Source organism: Cupriavidus sp. Met-2 (genome assembly GCF_049843575.1).
GTDB lineage: Bacteria > Pseudomonadota > Gammaproteobacteria > Burkholderiales > Burkholderiaceae > Cupriavidus > Cupriavidus metallidurans.
The window spans coordinates 83,638-98,777 of record NZ_JBBHZL010000015.1; the positions used below are offsets into that span (position 1 = coordinate 83,638).

General features: G+C 67.0%; 16 protein-coding genes. 15 read left to right on the plus strand and 1 reads right to left on the minus strand.

Annotated elements, in window-relative coordinates:
* Positions 1 to 3: 3 nt before the first annotated feature.
* From WD006_RS25765 to WD006_RS25830, 14 genes are all read left to right on the plus strand, one after another.
* On the plus strand, positions 4 to 561 hold the full coding sequence (locus WD006_RS25765) for a membrane protein (RefSeq protein WP_011518862.1): 558 nt from the start codon (positions 4 to 6) through the stop codon (positions 559 to 561).
* Complete coding sequence (locus WD006_RS25770; RefSeq protein ID WP_029309550.1) at positions 554 to 2,227, plus strand: AMP-binding protein; 1,674 nt, start codon at positions 554 to 556, stop codon at positions 2,225 to 2,227. Before WD006_RS25765 ends, WD006_RS25770 begins: the two co-directional genes overlap by 8 nt.
* Positions 2,224 to 2,976, plus strand: a complete 753-nt coding sequence (locus WD006_RS25775; protein WP_011518864.1) for a glycosyltransferase family 2 protein — start codon at positions 2,224 to 2,226, stop codon at positions 2,974 to 2,976. The genes WD006_RS25770 and WD006_RS25775 overlap by 4 nt, the downstream gene beginning before the upstream one ends.
* On the plus strand, positions 2,973 to 4,004 hold the full coding sequence (locus WD006_RS25780) for an acyltransferase (protein WP_029309551.1): 1,032 nt from the start codon (positions 2,973 to 2,975) through the stop codon (positions 4,002 to 4,004). Before WD006_RS25775 ends, WD006_RS25780 begins: the two co-directional genes overlap by 4 nt.
* Positions 3,982 to 4,398 (plus strand): acyl-CoA thioesterase, encoded by a 417-nt coding sequence (locus WD006_RS25785; RefSeq protein ID WP_017515621.1) that lies wholly within the window; start codon positions 3,982 to 3,984, stop codon positions 4,396 to 4,398. Before WD006_RS25780 ends, WD006_RS25785 begins: the two co-directional genes overlap by 23 nt.
* Positions 4,395 to 5,024, plus strand: coding sequence for a LolA family protein (locus WD006_RS25790; protein ID WP_029309552.1), 630 nt, complete (start codon positions 4,395 to 4,397; stop codon positions 5,022 to 5,024). Before WD006_RS25785 ends, WD006_RS25790 begins: the two co-directional genes overlap by 4 nt.
* Positions 5,017 to 7,404: an MMPL family transporter gene (locus WD006_RS25795; RefSeq protein WP_231108892.1), complete on the plus strand. Its 2,388-nt coding sequence runs from the start codon at positions 5,017 to 5,019 to the stop codon at positions 7,402 to 7,404. Before WD006_RS25790 ends, WD006_RS25795 begins: the two co-directional genes overlap by 8 nt.
* Positions 7,401 to 8,630: an NAD(P)/FAD-dependent oxidoreductase gene (locus tag WD006_RS25800; protein WP_011518869.1), complete on the plus strand. Its 1,230-nt coding sequence runs from the start codon at positions 7,401 to 7,403 to the stop codon at positions 8,628 to 8,630. The genes WD006_RS25795 and WD006_RS25800 overlap by 4 nt, the downstream gene beginning before the upstream one ends.
* Positions 8,627 to 9,199, plus strand: a complete 573-nt coding sequence (locus tag WD006_RS25805; protein ID WP_011518870.1) for a DUF3261 domain-containing protein — start codon at positions 8,627 to 8,629, stop codon at positions 9,197 to 9,199. Before WD006_RS25800 ends, WD006_RS25805 begins: the two co-directional genes overlap by 4 nt.
* Positions 9,196 to 10,386 (plus strand): beta-ketoacyl-ACP synthase, encoded by a 1,191-nt coding sequence (locus WD006_RS25810; RefSeq protein ID WP_011518871.1) that lies wholly within the window; start codon positions 9,196 to 9,198, stop codon positions 10,384 to 10,386. Before WD006_RS25805 ends, WD006_RS25810 begins: the two co-directional genes overlap by 4 nt.
* A 2-nt stretch (positions 10,387 to 10,388) precedes the next feature.
* Entirely contained in the window at positions 10,389 to 10,862 is a 474-nt protein-coding gene (locus tag WD006_RS25815; protein ID WP_011518872.1) for a hotdog family protein, read from the plus strand.
* A complete protein-coding gene (gene fabG / locus WD006_RS25820) occupies positions 10,859 to 11,590 on the plus strand; it encodes a 3-oxoacyl-ACP reductase FabG (protein WP_011518873.1) in 732 nt (243 codons plus the stop codon). The genes WD006_RS25815 and fabG overlap by 4 nt, the downstream gene beginning before the upstream one ends.
* The gene (locus WD006_RS25825) at positions 11,587 to 12,816 is read left to right on the plus strand and encodes a beta-ketoacyl-ACP synthase (RefSeq protein WP_029309555.1); all 1,230 of its coding nucleotides are present in this window, start codon (positions 11,587 to 11,589) and stop codon (positions 12,814 to 12,816) included. Before fabG ends, WD006_RS25825 begins: the two co-directional genes overlap by 4 nt.
* Positions 12,817 to 12,919: 103 nt before the next feature.
* Positions 12,920 to 13,585 carry a 4'-phosphopantetheinyl transferase family protein gene (locus tag WD006_RS25830; RefSeq protein WP_234710889.1) on the plus strand — a complete coding sequence of 222 codons (666 nt, stop codon included), beginning with the start codon at positions 12,920 to 12,922 and terminating at the stop codon, positions 13,583 to 13,585.
* A 6-nt stretch (positions 13,586 to 13,591) separates the two neighbouring features.
* On the opposite strand, the gene WD006_RS25835 is transcribed toward WD006_RS25830, so the two are convergent.
* Complete coding sequence (locus WD006_RS25835; protein ID WP_029309557.1) at positions 13,592 to 14,326, minus strand: IclR family transcriptional regulator; 735 nt, start codon at positions 14,324 to 14,326, stop codon at positions 13,592 to 13,594.
* 294 nt (positions 14,327 to 14,620) lie between these two features.
* Between WD006_RS25835 and WD006_RS25840 the strand changes: the two genes are divergently transcribed.
* Positions 14,621 to 15,115: a universal stress protein gene (locus WD006_RS25840; protein ID WP_011518877.1), complete on the plus strand. Its 495-nt coding sequence runs from the start codon at positions 14,621 to 14,623 to the stop codon at positions 15,113 to 15,115.
* Positions 15,116 to 15,140: the final 25 nt, after the last annotated feature.

Here is a 15,140-nt window from a genome sequence, read left to right on the forward strand (position 1 = left end):
CACATGGCATGGCGCAAATGGGGGCTGGGGCTGCTGACGATGGCTTACCCGCTCGTGATCTACTTCGGCTTGCAGCACTACTCGCCGCGCGTGATGGCGCTGGCGCTGGTCGTGCTCGCGCTGCTGCGCGCCGCCACCAGCCGCCAGACCGGCTGGCGCGTCACGGCGCTGCTGGCGGCCGCGCTGGCAATTGCGGTGCTCGCCTCCGATCATGAATTGCCGCTGAAGCTCTACCCCGTCCTCGTCAACGTGGCCATGCTCGCCGTCTTTGGCTGGAGCCTGCGCCATCCTCCCACGCTGATCGAACGCCTTGCGCGCCTGCGCGAACCGGACTTGCCGCCGAGCGGCGTGGCCTATACGCGCCGGGTCACACAGGCTTGGTGCGTGTTCTTCGTCGTCAATGGCACGATTGCCGCGATCACGGCCCTGGCCGGTAGCGACCGTGCCTGGGCGATCTACAACGGCGGCATTGCCTACGGATTGATCGGCGCGATGTTCGCGGTGGAGTGGCTGGTGCGCCAGCGCGTGAAGCGCCGTCATGCGGAGGGCCATCATGGATGACCGTCCGAACGGCGTCAGTGCAACGATGGCGGCGCTGGTTGCCCGAGACGATGCTCGCGCCTTGGTCGCGCGGGCAACGGCATGGCGACACGCGTTCCTGGCGGCGCCCGGCGCGCGCTGGGCATTGTTCGTCGACAGCCCGGCCGAGTTTGCCGCTGCGCTGTTCGGCGCCTGGCACGCGGGCAAGCATGTGGTGCTGCCCGGCGATGCGAGGCCCGATACGCTTGCCGCGCTGCGCGAGCAGGTCGATGGCATGGCCGGCGATCTTCCGCAGGGCCTGCAACCGTCTGCCACGGAGTCTCCGCTGCAATGGCCCCGCCTGGACGCGCGAGAAACCTGGATCACGTTGTTCACGTCCGGCTCCACCGGTGCGCCGGAGGCCGCGCCCAAGCGGTTGGCGCAACTAGAGGCCGAGGTCCACGCGCTCGAACAGGCGTTTGGCCCGACGATGCCGCGAGAAAGCCGTCTGTTGACTACGGTTTCGCATCAACATATCTACGGCCTGTTGTTCACGATCCTGTGGCCGCTGGCGGTGGGCCGGTCGATGCCGGTGGCACGCATGGCGTTCCACGAAGAGCTGGTTGCGTCCTGTGCCGAAGACCGGACACCGGTGGTCCTGGTCAGCAGTCCGGCGCATCTGAAGCGGATGCCGGAAGCGCTGGACTGGGCCGCCACGCGCGGCGTGGTGCGGGCGGTGTTTTCGTCTGGCGGTCCGTTGCCGCCCGAGGGTGCGTCGGATGTGCTGCGCCATACCGGTGTCTCGCCGATCGAAGTATTTGGAAGTTCCGAGACCGGTGGCGTCGCGTGGCGTCAGCGCGCGGCAGGGGACGACCGCTGGACGCCGCTGCCCGGTGTGGCGTGGCGGCTGCAAGAAGGGTTCCTCGCGGTGCGCTCGGCCCACCTCGCCGACGATGACTGGCAGGTGTGCGCCGACCGGGTGCTGCCGACTGGAGATGGCGCATTCGTGCTGGCCGGTCGGGCGGACCGCATCGTCAAGATCGAGGAAAAACGGGTGTCGCTGAGCGCGATCGAGCAGCGGTTGCAGGCGTCGCCGCTGGTGCGCGAAGCCCGCGTATTGCTGATCGAGACCGCTATCGGCACGCGCGTGGGCGCGGCCATCGTGCTGCAGGAAGCCGGCCAATCGATGCTTGACGGCAAGGGCCGTCATGCGCTGATTGCCGCGCTGCGCCGTGCGCTGGCCGACGGCGTTGACCGGCTGGCGTTGCCGCGGCGCTGGGCGTTCCCGCAGGCGTTGCCGTGCAACGCCCAGGGCAAGACCACCGAGGCGATGCTGCGCGAACTGCTGCGTCACAGTATTCCGGTGGCGCGCTGGGTGGAGGCCGACGATACGTCGGCCACGGCCGAGCTGGACATCGCCGAAGACCTCGCAATCTTCGATGGCCACTTTCCGGGCGCACCGGTCGTGCCGGGCGTCGCTCAGGTCGACTGGGTCATGGCGCTGGCGCCGCAACGCCTGGCGGTCCCGCCACGTCAACGTTTTGCCAGGCTGGATGTGCTCAAATTCCAGGCTGTGATGCGTCCCGGCGCAGCGGTGCGCATGGCGCTCGACTGGCAGCCGGCGTCATGCACGCTGGCCTTTCGACTAACCTCCGATGCCGGCTCGCACGCGAGCGGCAAGATCGTTTTTCACCCCGCAGTTTCATGACCGCCGTTTTTCGTCCCATCGTGCTGGTTCCGGTCTTTGACCACGAACATGCCATCGGAGCCATGGTCGAGGCCATCCTGAGGCATCCGTGGCCTTGCCTGCTGGTCGATGACGGCAGCGGCCCGGCGTGCAGCCAGGTGCTGCGCGACCTTGCCGATGCCCATGGGGAGCGCGTGATCCTGATCCGCCTGCCGCAAAACCGGGGCAAGGGCGCGGCGATGATGGCCGGGTTCCAGGAGGCCGCGAAGCTCGGCTATACGCACGCGCTGCAGATCGATGCCGACGGGCAGCACAATGCCGACGACATCGCGCGTTTCTTCACGCTGGCACGCGAGAACCCGACGGCGGTCATCGCGGGCTGCCCGGTGTATGACCAGACGGTGCCGCGCCACCGCTTCTATTTCCGGTATCTCACGCACATCCTGGTGTGGATCAACACGCTCTCGTTCGAGATCCGCGACTCGATGTGCGGCTTGCGCGTCTATCCGCTCGACGCGGTGACAGCGCTGATGCAGGACGTGCGGCTCGGCCACCACATGGAGTTCGACACCGAGGTGATCGTGCGCCTGTACTGGCGCGGCGTGCCGGTCGTCAACGTTCCGACGCGGGTCACGTATCCCAGCGATGGCGTCTCGCATTTCCGTCTTATCCAGGACAACCTGCTGATGACGGGGATGCTGACCCGCCTGTTCTTCGGCATGTTGTGGCGAATGCCGCGTCTGTTGTGGCGCAAGGTGCGCCCCGCATGAGCACCTTGCACCCCGAAACACCGGGCGCCGCGCCGCGCCGCCGCACGCCGCACTGGAGCGCCATTGGCGAAGCCACCTGCGTCTGGGGCATCTGGTTACTCTACGGCCTGTACCGCGCGTTCGGCCGGCTGCTGTTCCGCGTGGTGATGTACCCCGTGGTCGTCTACTTCTGGCTGGCGTATCCGCTGGCGCGCCGGTCTTCGATGGAGTATCTCGCGCGAGTCGAGGCGGCAACAGGCGCCATCGGCACGCAGCCCACGTGGCGCCAGTCGCTACGGCATCTGTTTTCGTTTGGCGACACGATGCTCGACAAGCTGCTGGCCATTGGCGGACGGTATCGCTTCGAGCATGTTTCCAAGGAAGGCGGCGACGTGCTGCTCCGGCAGATCGCGAGCGGGCGGGGCGGCATCATCATGACGGCTCACGTCGGCTGTCTGGAGCTTTGCCGGGCGATGGCCAACCGGTTGAACGGGCTGCGGCTGACCGTGCTGGTCCACAGCGCCCATGCCGAGCGCTTCAATCGCATTCTGGCGCGGTTGGACCCGGACTCGATGCTGCAGCTCTACCAGATCGACGATATCTCTCCGGCCACGGCGCTCGAACTGTCCGCGCGCGTGGAGGCCGGTGAATTCGTGGCGATTGCCGGCGATCGCGCGCCCGCGCACGGTGGCCGGGCTGTGCGGGTGCCGTTCCTCGGTCAGCCCGCACGCTTCCCGATAGGCCCCTATGTGCTGGCGAGCCTGCTGAAATGCCCGCTGTACGCGATGGGTTGCGTGCGGGAGGGGCGCGGGCACCTGATCCGCTTCACCGAGCTGGAACGCGTCGTGACGCTACCGCGCGCCACACGCGAGGCACGTCTGCAGACGCTGGCCGCAACCTACTCCCGCTGGCTGGAGGACCTCGTGGCGCGTTCACCGTATGACTGGTTCAATTTCTATGATTTCTGGGCGGACGATCCGATCAGCATCGGCCGCCGTGACATGCAGCAGCCCGCACAGGAGCGCGATGCCAAGAATCCTGAGTCATGAAATCACGCTGACGCCGGCGTTCCACGATCTCGATCCGATGAACGTGGTCTGGCACGGCAACTATCTCCGTTACTTCGAGCTGGCACGCTGCGCGTTGCTGCAGCAGATCGACTACGACTATCCGCAGATGTCAGCATCGGGCTATGCCTGGCCGATCGTCGACGTGCGCGTCAAGTACGTTCGCCCGTTGCGATATGGCCAGCCTGTGATCGTGCGTGCCACGTTCGCGGAATGGGAAAACCGGCTCCGAATCGACTACGAGATGCGCGACGCGCTGTCCGGCGCGCGGCTGACCAAGGGATACTCCATCCAGGTGGCGGTGGATATGGCCACCCAGGAGATGCAGTACGTCAGTCCGCCGGTGCTACTGCAACGGCTTGGAGTCGAGCCATGATGCGCCGCCGGGCTCTGCAGGCGATGTTTGCGCTGGTGACGATGGCGGCGATGAGCGTCGTACCGGCACACGCCGAGGATCTTTCCGCGGCCGTGTCGGCGCGGTTGTCCGATGCGCCGGTCATCCATGGTCAGTTCGAGCAGACGCGCCGCCTGGCCGGCTTCAGCAACCCGTTGATCTCGCGGGGTGACTTCGTGATGGCGCGAGGCCGGGGCGTAGTGTGGGCCACGCGCGAACCGTTCGCGTCGAGCCTGCTGGTCACGCCAGAGAAGCTGGTGATGCGGGGCGCGGACGGCAAGGTGCAGCAGGAAATGCAGGCCGATGCCCAGCCCGCCATGCGGCTGGTCGGGGAGTCGATGATCGCGATCCTGCGCGGCGACCTGCGCAGTCTGTCCACGCGCTTTAGCGTGACCGGCAAGCTCGTCGGCAAGTCGGGCTGGACGCTGACCCTGACACCGACCGATGCGGGTGTGCGCCGCGCGTTCACGCGGATCGATCTGGCCGGAGACCGCTACGTCCGCGACGTCAGGCTCGAGGAAGCCAGCGGCGACAGCACCGTCGTCAGGATGATCGACCCCGCCGGAGCGGAAAAACTCAGTCCTTCGGAGGAACAACGTTTTGAATGAACTGGCCCACGGGGCCGCGATGCAGGGCGGGCTGACCCGCCGCGAGCGCCTGCTGGCGATTGGCTGGCTGCTGCTCGTGATTGCGCTGATCGCGCACCAGGTGCAGTTCTGGCGTGCATCGCGGCTCGACACCGACGTGATGGCGCTGCTGCCGACCAGCGAGCGCACCGCCACGGCCGATCGCGTGCTGCGGCAGCTGACCGACGGTGTGTCGCGCGAGATAGTCGTGTTGGTGGGGGGCTCGGACTGGGCCCGCACGCGCGCGGCGGCGCAGCGCTTCTCGCAGGCCACGTCCGGCGGCAGCGCGTTGCTGAAGCCCGTCGACAAGATTGCCGCGTTCGATTTCGATGCGGCGCTGGCGTTCTACCGGCCGTGGCGCGACGGGCTTCTGACCGACGCGCAGCGCGAGGCATTGCGGACGACCAATGCCGATATGCTCGCGCAGCAGGCGCTGACGCGGCTCTACCAGTTTTCCACCGGACCGCGCCTGACCGATTGGGCGTCCGACCCGCTCGGGCTGTGGCAGAACTGGTGGCTGTCTCGCGCGGCGGTGACCCGCGTACATGAGCGCGATGGTCTGGCAACGGTGACCGGCGAAGGCAAGGATTGGGTGCTGTTGACCTATCGGATCACCAAGCCCGCGTTTTCCGCCAATGGCAGCACCGACTACGGCGACCTGCTCCATGCGGCGGAAGCGGCGGCGCGTCAGGGCGACGACGGCGTGCGCGTGGTGACGGCCGGCATCCCGCTGCACGCCGAAGCCGCGGCCGCGCAGGCCAACTGGGAAATGAACGTGATCGGATGGGGTTCGCTGGCCGCGGTGCTGCTGCTGGTGTGGCTGGCCTTCCGTTCGCTGCGGCCCATCGTGCTGGTGGGGCTGTCACTGCTGATCGGGACGGCGGCAGCAATCTCCGCCACGGCGATCGTCTTCGACCGCGTCCACCTAATCACACTGGTGTTCGGCGCCAGTCTGGTCGGGGTGGCCGAGGACTTCGGCATCCACTACTTCGTGACGCGCCAGGCCATGCCGCGTGCGACGCCGCCTGCCGTGATGCGCTTCCTGGCGCCGGGACTGGCGCTGGCGTTGTCTACGAGCGTGGTGGCCTATCTCGCGCTTGGCATCGCACCGTTCCCCGGGCTGCGCCAGATGGCGCTGTTCTCCGCGGTTGGCCTGATCACGGCCTTCCTGACCGTGCTGTTCTGGTTCCCTTTGCTCGATCGGGGCAACCTGCGTCCGACGCGTCTTTCCACCTGGCTTGCCGATAGCCTGGCGCGCTGGCCGTACGCACGCAATGACCGGCGTACCTGGCTGGCGCTTGGCGTGTTGATGCTGTTCATCGTGACCGGCATCTGGCAGGTGCGCGTTGCCGACGACATCCGGCAACTGCAGAGTTCGCCGCCCGCGCTGATCGAGGCGCAACGCACGGCAGGGCAGTTGCTGGGCACGCCAAGCCCGGCGCAGTTCATCCTCGTGCGTGGCGCGACGCCGGACGAGGTGCTCGCGCGCGAGGAGGCGATCAAGGCCGGGTTGGCCGATGCGATCCGGCGCGGCGATCTGGCCGGCTTCATTGCGATCTCGGACTGGGTGCCGTCCGCCGGCCGTCAGCAAGCCGATGCCGCGCTGGCCGATCGGCAGGAGGCGGCGATCCGCGCACGCGTGGCCAGCGCAGTGGGCGGCTCGATCGCGCCGCCCGCTCCGTCCGCGCGTGCTGGTGACGCCGTGCTGACGCTGCCCGCGTGGCTGGCGAATCCGGTATCGGAAACGCTGCGGCACCTGTGGCTTGGCCGCGAGGGCAATGGTTTCGCCAGCGTGATGCTGTTGCGCGGCCTGGACCACGTGTCGGCGATTGACGGTATCGCGGCGTCGGTGCGGCAGGTGCCCGGCGCGGAGTGGGTCGATCGCGTGGCCGATATCTCGTTCCTGCTCCATCACTACCGGGTGTTGATGAGCTGGTTCCTGCTGGCAGGCGCCGTGGGCGTGGCACTGCTGCTCTGGTGGCGTTATGGCCGCTCGGGCTGGCGCGCCCTCGTGCCGACGCTGCTGGCGGCGGCGTTCAGTGTGGCCGTGCTGGGCTGGACCGGCGTGCCACTGCAATTGTTCTCGGTGCTCGCGCTGGCGCTGCTGCTGGGTGTGGGCGTCGACTATGGAATTTTCCTGCTCGAACACCCGGGCGATGGCGTGTCCTGGACCGCCATCGTGCTCGGGGCGGCCAGCACGTTGCTGGCCTTCGGGCTGCTTGCGTTGTCGTCGACTCCCGCGCTTCATGCGTTCGGGGCGACGATGCTGTCGGGCGTGGGTGCGGTCTGGGTGATGTCGCCGTGGTTCAGGCCGCTGCCCGGAACGTCATCGCATCAAATCAGTCAGGAAGGATCTCAATGAAGAAAGAGACAGTGGACGTACTGATCGTCGGCGCGGGCCCGGCGGGTTCCGTGGCGGCCGGATTGCTGCGCAAGCGCGGCATCGGCGTGCTGGTGATCGAAAAGGAAACGTTCCCGCGTTTCTCGATCGGCGAGAGCCTGCTGCCCCAGAGCATGGCCTACATCGAGGAGGCCGGTATGCTGCAGGCCGTGGTGGAGGCGGGCTTCCAGTACAAGAACGGGGCGGCCTTCGCGCGGGGCGACCGCTATACCGATTTCGATTTTCGCGAGAAATTCTCGCCGGGATGGGGCACCACCTACCAGGTGCAGCGCGCCCATTTCGACGATGTGCTGATTCGCGAGGCGCAGAAGCAGGGCGCCGAGGTGCGCTTTCGCCATGTCGTGGAAGCGGTGGACGTCAGCGGTGCCGCGCCGGTTGTCACCGTGCGCGATCCGGATGGCAACGTGTATCAGGTGGAATCACGCTTCCTGCTGGACGCCTCTGGCTTTGGCCGGGTTTTGCCGCGCCTGCTCGACCTGGAGTCGCCGTCGAATTTTCCGGTGCGCGCCGCCATCTTCACGCACGTGGCCGACAGGATTCCGGGGGGCAGCTTCGATCGCAACAAGATCCGCGTCAGCGTGCATCCGGAACACGTCGATGTCTGGTACTGGACCATCCCGTTCTCCAACGGGCGTTGCTCGCAGGGCGTGGTGGCCGAGAAGTCGTTCCTCGACCGGTACGAAGGCGATGAAATGACTCGCCTCAGGCAACTCGTGGCCGAGGAGCCGGGCCTCGCGAAGCTGCTGAAGGATGCCGAGTGGGACACGCCGGCCCGCCAGATCGTCGGCTATTCGGCCAACGTCCGGTCGCTCTGGGGCAATGGCTACGCACTGCTTGGCAATGCCGGCGAATTTCTCGACCCCGTGTTTTCGTCGGGCGTGACGATCGCATTCAAGTCGGCCAGCCTCGCCACCGCCTGCGTGGCGCGCGCGTTGGCCGGCGAATCCGTGGACTGGGAAACCGAGTACGCCAGGCCGCTGAAAGCAGGCGTTGACTGCTTCCGTGCCTTTGTCGAAGCATGGTACGAAGGCAGCTTCCAGAAGCTTATCTTCCATCCCAACGCGCCCACCGACATTCGCGACATGATCTCGTCGATCCTGGCAGGCTATGCCTGGGATCTGAACAATCCATTCGTGACGGAGTCGCGCCGTCGGCTGAGCGTGCTGGAGCAATTTTGCGACGATTGAGGCTGCCCGCCGCGCTGGCGACGCTGGCTGCGTTGGCCGCGCTAGCGGTGCTGGCCGGTTGCGCCACCGTCGCCCCGACGCGGGCCGAGGTGCCGCTGTTGCGCCTGCCGCCGGCCTCGCTGGGCAGGACGCTGAGCCTGCAGCAGCAGATCACAGTGCAGTTCCCATCGCCGCAGGGCGAGCAGACACGTGACATGATCGCGATGCTGGAAGCCGATGCCGCCCATACGCGGCTGGCCGCCGTGGCAGGTGGCCAGGTGCTGGCGCGTATCGATTGGGATGGCCGGGACCTGCGTGTGACGCGGGCCCCGTGGGCCCCACGGGAACTGATGCCCGAGCGCATCCTGAGCGACCTGCAACTGTCGCTCTGGCCTGTCGAAGCGATTCAGGCGGCGCTGCCCGATGGCTGGCACGTCGATGCCACGCCGGCCATGCGTGTGCTGCGGTACGGCGATGAGGTCGTGGCCGAAGTGCGCTATCCGGATGCCACCACCACGCTGTTCACGCAGCGGCGTGACGGCTATCGGCTGACCATTCGCACGTTGCAGGAAGAAGGAAAGACGCCATGACGATCTATCTGAACGCAATGAACGTGATATGCGCGCTCGGTAGCGGCAGCGACGCCGTGCGTGCCGCGCTGTGGCGCAGTGACTGTCCGTTTGGTGGCGAGGTCACCGAACGCTATACGCCGGGCAGTCCGCTGCATCTGGGCACCGTTGCAGAGCCCATGGCGGCCACCGACCTTCCGGCGGGCACCGCGCTGGAACTGGCCAGCCGCAACAACGCCATGCTGGAGCGCACGCTTGCCGGCTTGCGTCCGGCGGTGGATGCGGCCATCGCGCGGGTGGGCCCGATGCGGGTGGCGATCGTGCTCGGTACCAGCACGTCCGGCATCTACGAGGGCGAGCTTGCCGTGCGCACGCACGCGAAAGAGGGCACGTGGCCCGAGCAGTTCCACTACGCCCAGCAGGAGCTTGGCTCGCCGGCCCGGTATCTGGCCTGGCGGCTCGGCGTCGGCGGGCCTGCCTACACGATTTCCACGGCGTGCTCGTCCAGCGCCAAGGCCATGTCGGCCGCGGCCCGCCTGATCGAGCACGGCATCGTCGACGTGGCAATCGCCGGTGGTGTCGACACGCTGTGCACGTTTACGATTTCCGGTTTCCTTTCGCTCGATTCGGTGAGCGCCGAGCGGTGCAACCCGCTGTCGGCGAACCGGCGTGGCATCAATCTGGGAGAGGGCGCGGGGTTGTTCCTGATGTCCCGCGAGGCCGGGCCCGTGCGGCTGACCGGCTGGGGCGAGACTTCGGATGCCCACCATATGTCCGCACCCGACCCATCGGGTGTCGGCGCGCGGACGGCCATGCAGCAGGCGCTGGCTCGCGCCGGACTGAAGCCCGCGGACATCGACTATCTGAACCTGCACGGAACCGCCACCGAGCAGAACGACGTGATGGAAGCGCGTGCGGTGTCCGACCTGTTCGGCGCCGGTGTGCCGGTCAGTTCCACCAAGTCGCAGACCGGGCACACGCTTGGGGCCGCCGGCGCGGTGGAAGCCGCACTGCTGTACCTGACGCTGACGGACAACCCCCGGGGTCGCCTGCCGCCGCACTGGTGGGATGGCATCGCCGACCCCGCGATGCCGCCGCTGCATGTGGTGGGCGCTGACGAATCCCTGGGCCGGCCGGTGCGGCATGCGGTGAGCAATTCATTTGCGTTTGGGGGGAGCAATTGCGTATTGGTGATGGGGGAGGGCTAAAGATGCGCACACCCGCACCGATATCGACCTTGCCGCCCGTTGGCGAGCTGGTGCCGCATGACGGCGCGATGCGTCTGATCGACGAACTGCTGGCAGCCGATGACACCCAGTGCGTGGCGCGCGCGACAGTCAGGTCGACGCAGTTGTTCGTCGATGACGCTGGGATGCCCGCATGGATTGGCATCGAGTACATGGCGCAGACGATCGCGGCATGGGCGGGTATGCAGGCTCGCGGCAAGGGATGCAAGCCCGGCCCGGGTTTCCTGCTGGGCTCGCGCCGCTATGCCAGTGACGTGCCCGCGTTTCCGGTGGGCAGCGTGCTGACCATTCGTGCCCGGCTGGAGATGACGGGTGATGACGGCCTGTCGCTGTTCGCCTGCACGCTGGACATGGGCGGCCAGGAGGTGGCTCGGGCAACGGTTTCGGTATATCGGCCTGCGGACGCGCAGGCCTTCCTCGAGGGGCAGCAGACATGACAACCCAGACCGTGCTCGTCACGGGATCATCGCGCGGCATCGGCCGCGCCATTGCGCTGCGTCTTGCGCGCGATGGCTATGACGTGGTGATCCACTGCCGCGCGCGTCGCAACGAAGCCGAATCGGTGGCCGACGCCGTGCGCGCGTTCGGCCGAAATGCGCGCGTGCTGTGTTTCGATGTCGGGCAACGCGAGGCCGCGGCCAGCGCATTGCTGGCCGATATCGACCATCACGGCTGCTACTACGGAGTGGTCTGCAACGCCGGGCTGGCCCGCGATGCAGCGTTTCCGGCCATGAGCGGCGAGGAGTGGGACGAGGTGATTCACACCAACCTCGATGCGTTCTTCAACGTGCTCAATCCCGTGGTGCTGCCGATGGTGCAGCGGCGTCGGCCGGGCCGGATCGTCACGCTGTCGTCGGCGTCCGGGATCGTGGGCAATCGCGGGCAGACCAACTACAGCGCTGCCAAGGCTGGGGTGATCGGCGCCACCAAGGCACTGGCGATCGAACTGGCCAAGCGCCAGATCACGGTCAACTGCGTGGCGCCGGGGCTGATCGACACGGAAATGATCGAGGAACACGTGCGCGAGGAAGCCATGAAGATGATTCCCGCCCGCCGCATGGGCACCCCGGACGAGGTGGCGGCCACGGTGGCGTTCCTGCTTTCGCCCGATGCCGGGTACATTACGCGCCAGGTGATTTCGGTGAACGGAGGCATGTTCGGATGAAGCGGGTGGTGGTCACGGGAGCGGGCGCGGTCAGCGCGATCGGCAACGACTGGGCGACGGTGCGCGAGCGCCTGGCCGCCGGTCGCAATGCGATAGTGGTCGTGCCAGACTGGCGCGAGATCCGTGGCCTCAACACGCACATCGCGGCGCCGGTGCCGCCGTTCACGCTGCCGCCGCACTACACGCGCAAACTCATGCGGACCATGGGCCGCGTGTCGCAGATGGCCGTGCTGGCGACCGAATCGGCGCTGGCCGGTGCCGGGCTGGCCGGACATCCGCTGGTGACCGGCGGACAGATGGGGATCGCGTACGGGTCCTCGACCGGCACGCCGTCCGCCGCGCAGGACTTCGCGCGGATGATGAGCGACCGCACCACCGAGGGCGTCAACGCCACCACGTACATCCGCATGATGTCGCATACGGCCGCCGTAAACATCGGCGTGTTCTTCGGCATCAAGGGCCGCATCCTGACCACGTCGAGCGCCTGCACGTCAGGCAGCCACGGCATTGGCTACGCATACGAGACGATCCGCATGGGCCGTCAGGTGGCGATGGTGGCCGGCGGCGCCGAAGAGCTTGACGCCACGGAGGCGGCCGTCTTCGATACGCTGTTCGCCACCAGCACGCGCAACGATGCGCCCACGGCGACGCCACGACCGTTCGATGCCGCGCGCGATGGCCTGGTGCTGGGCGAGGGCGCTTGCACGCTGGTACTGGAGGAACTGGAGCACGCGCGCCAGCGCGGCGCCCCGATCCTGGCCGAGATCGTTGGCTATGGCACCAACAGCGATGGCGTGCATGTGACCCAGGCCGATGCCGGCACGATGGCCCTGGCCATGCGGATGGCGCTGGACGATGCCGGCGTCTCGCCGGATCGAATCGGCTACGTGAACGCGCATGGCACGGCTACCGATCAGGGCGATATCGCCGAATCACAGGCCACGCACGCCGTGTTTGGCGCCCGAATGCCAATCAGTTCGCTCAAGAGCTACGTCGGCCATACGCTGGGCGCGTGTGGTGCGCTCGAGGCGTGGATGACGATCGAGATGATGCGCGATGGCTGGTTTGCGCCGACGATCAATCTGGAGAACCCCGATCCCCGCTGCGCGCAGCTCGACTACATCGTGGGCGAGGGGCGTGCTATCGACACCGAGTACGTGATGAGCAACAATTTCGCGTTCGGCGGCATCAATACGTCGCTGGTCTTGCGCCGCTGGAACGACTGAGTCGTTCCTGACCCTTTCGGCCTTTTTCGATCCTTTTCGATCCTTTTCGACGCATTCGAACCCTTCCACTGACATGCCGCTCGCACTGCGTACCGGATCTGTGATGGCCTTCGCGGCAATGGCGCCGCCCGTGAGCCGTTGGATGTCGCAGGAAGAACTGGGGCGGCTGGCGACGATGCGGGCCGAGGCGCGGGCGGAGCAGTTCGCCGCCGGCCGGTGGCTGGCGCGCCGGCTGCTGGCGGTGACATTCGGCGGCGATGCGTCCGAGTGGGCGCTGTCGGCCGCGGAGGATTCGCCGCCACTGGCGATACATACGAGCGGAGCGGTGGGCGTGCCGGTATTCGTGTCGATTGCCCATTCCGGCGATCACCTGGCCTGCGCGGTGGCCGATGTGCCGGTTGGCATCGACATCGAGCATCTGCAGCCGCGCAAGCATCTGGACACGTTGATCGAAGCCACCACGACGGAGGCCGAGCGTGCCGCGCTACCCGAACTGCTTCGCGAGAGCGATGCCCACGCGCGTCTCGTGGCGTTTTTTCAACTCTGGACCCTGAAGGAAGCGTGGATCAAGTGCCACGGTGGCAACCTGTTCCAGACCATGATGGGACATGTGGTGGAGGCGCTGCCGGCGCCGATATCCCAGGCCAATGCGGTGACCTGGCGGCGCGATGACGCCGTGCTGGCGTTGGCGGCTTCCGCGCCCGTGGACGGACTGGGCTTGCCGGATGCCACCGGTTGGCGGCTGCGCGAGCGCGACGCCGCCGACTGATTCCGCTCAGGTTTTTTCCAGTGCCGCACAGGCGGCGCGCAGCATTGGCGCATAGCGGTCGAGGTGCGGTTCGATCCGGTAGACCGGACCCGCAATCGAAATTGCGTAGCACTCGCCGGACAGCCGCACCGGCCATGCCAGCGCCCCCACGTCGGGCATCGACTCGCTCAGGTTCACGTAAGCGCCGCGTTCGCGCGCCTGCTGCAGATCCGCCTCCAGCGCGGCGGGCGTGGTCAGCGTGCGCGAGGTGAACGCCTGGAAGGGCAGGTGCGCGAGCAGCGTCGCGCGTTCGGCCTCGTCCATCGCCGCCAGCAGGGCCTTGCCGATCGAATTGGCATGAAGCTCGCGGCGCTCGCCCGCCGTGGCGATGTATCGAATCGCATGTGGTGATTCAAGCACATCCAGATACACCACCGCCTGCCCTTCATGCAGTTTGCCGATGACGATGGTTTCGCCGGTGGCGTCACGCAACTCGCTCATCGTGCCGTGCACGCGATCCAGCACCGGATCGTGGCGAGCAATCTGCTGCGCCATCGCCAGCAGGCGGCCGGTGGGGTAGTAGCCTTGGCGGCGCGCGGTTTCGTAGAGATAGCCGAGCGAGGTCAGCGTGCGGATCAGCGCCAGACAGCTCGACGCCGGCACGGCCAGCAGGCGGGCCAGTTCCGACAGCGACAACGCCCGGCGCTCGCGTGCGAACGTTTCGATGATTTCGATGACGCGCAGCGCCGTCTTGACGTTCATCGACGACGGTTTGGCAGCGGAAGGGGCGGGGCGCTCTGGCATGGCGGGCGGAGTTTTGGGGCGTCTGAATGTGGCGTCTGATACCCGGCGGACTGTAGCACGGGCCCGAATGTCCGGTCGATGTGACTGGCTGGGTGGCTGCAGTGCCGCAAGCGCAGGTTCCCGGAGTCGGCTAGATTTAAGATCTGGAGCGAGTTTGCGCTACATCAAAGCAACAACAACCTCCCCGCTTAGAGTGACGTGTGAGAATCTCCGCCATCCCGGCGGGGACTGCCATTCCAAAAGGAGCCCCACATGTATCGCAACATCATGGTCCCGATCGACGATAGCCACTGCTCGTCCCGCGCGCTGGACGAAGCCGTCCGGCTGGCCCGCGCCACCGGTTCAAATCTCGAGATCATCCATGTCATCGACTACGGTTTCCTTAGGGTGCGCGCGCATGGTGGAGAACTGGAGGAGGAGCACCAGCATCGCGTGGCGGCCGGCAATGCGCTGCTCGTCAAGGCCCGGCACCACGCCGAGCGCGCCGGGATCAAGTTCACCGAGCGGCTGCTCGACGATAAGTCCACGCTCGGCGACGTTGCGAACCGGCTGATCCATGACATCCAGGACAGCAAGCCTGACCTGGTGGTCATCGGCACCCACGGCAAGAGCGGGCTGCAGCGCGTTGTGCTTGGCAGCGTGGCCGAAACCCTGGTGCGCCACGCTTCCGTACCCGTCTTGGTGGTGCGTGGCGACATTCCGCTGGCCGAGGAAGTGGCCGCCGGCCAAAGCACCACTTCCGCGTAATTTCCCATCCCCATCCTTGCCCGAT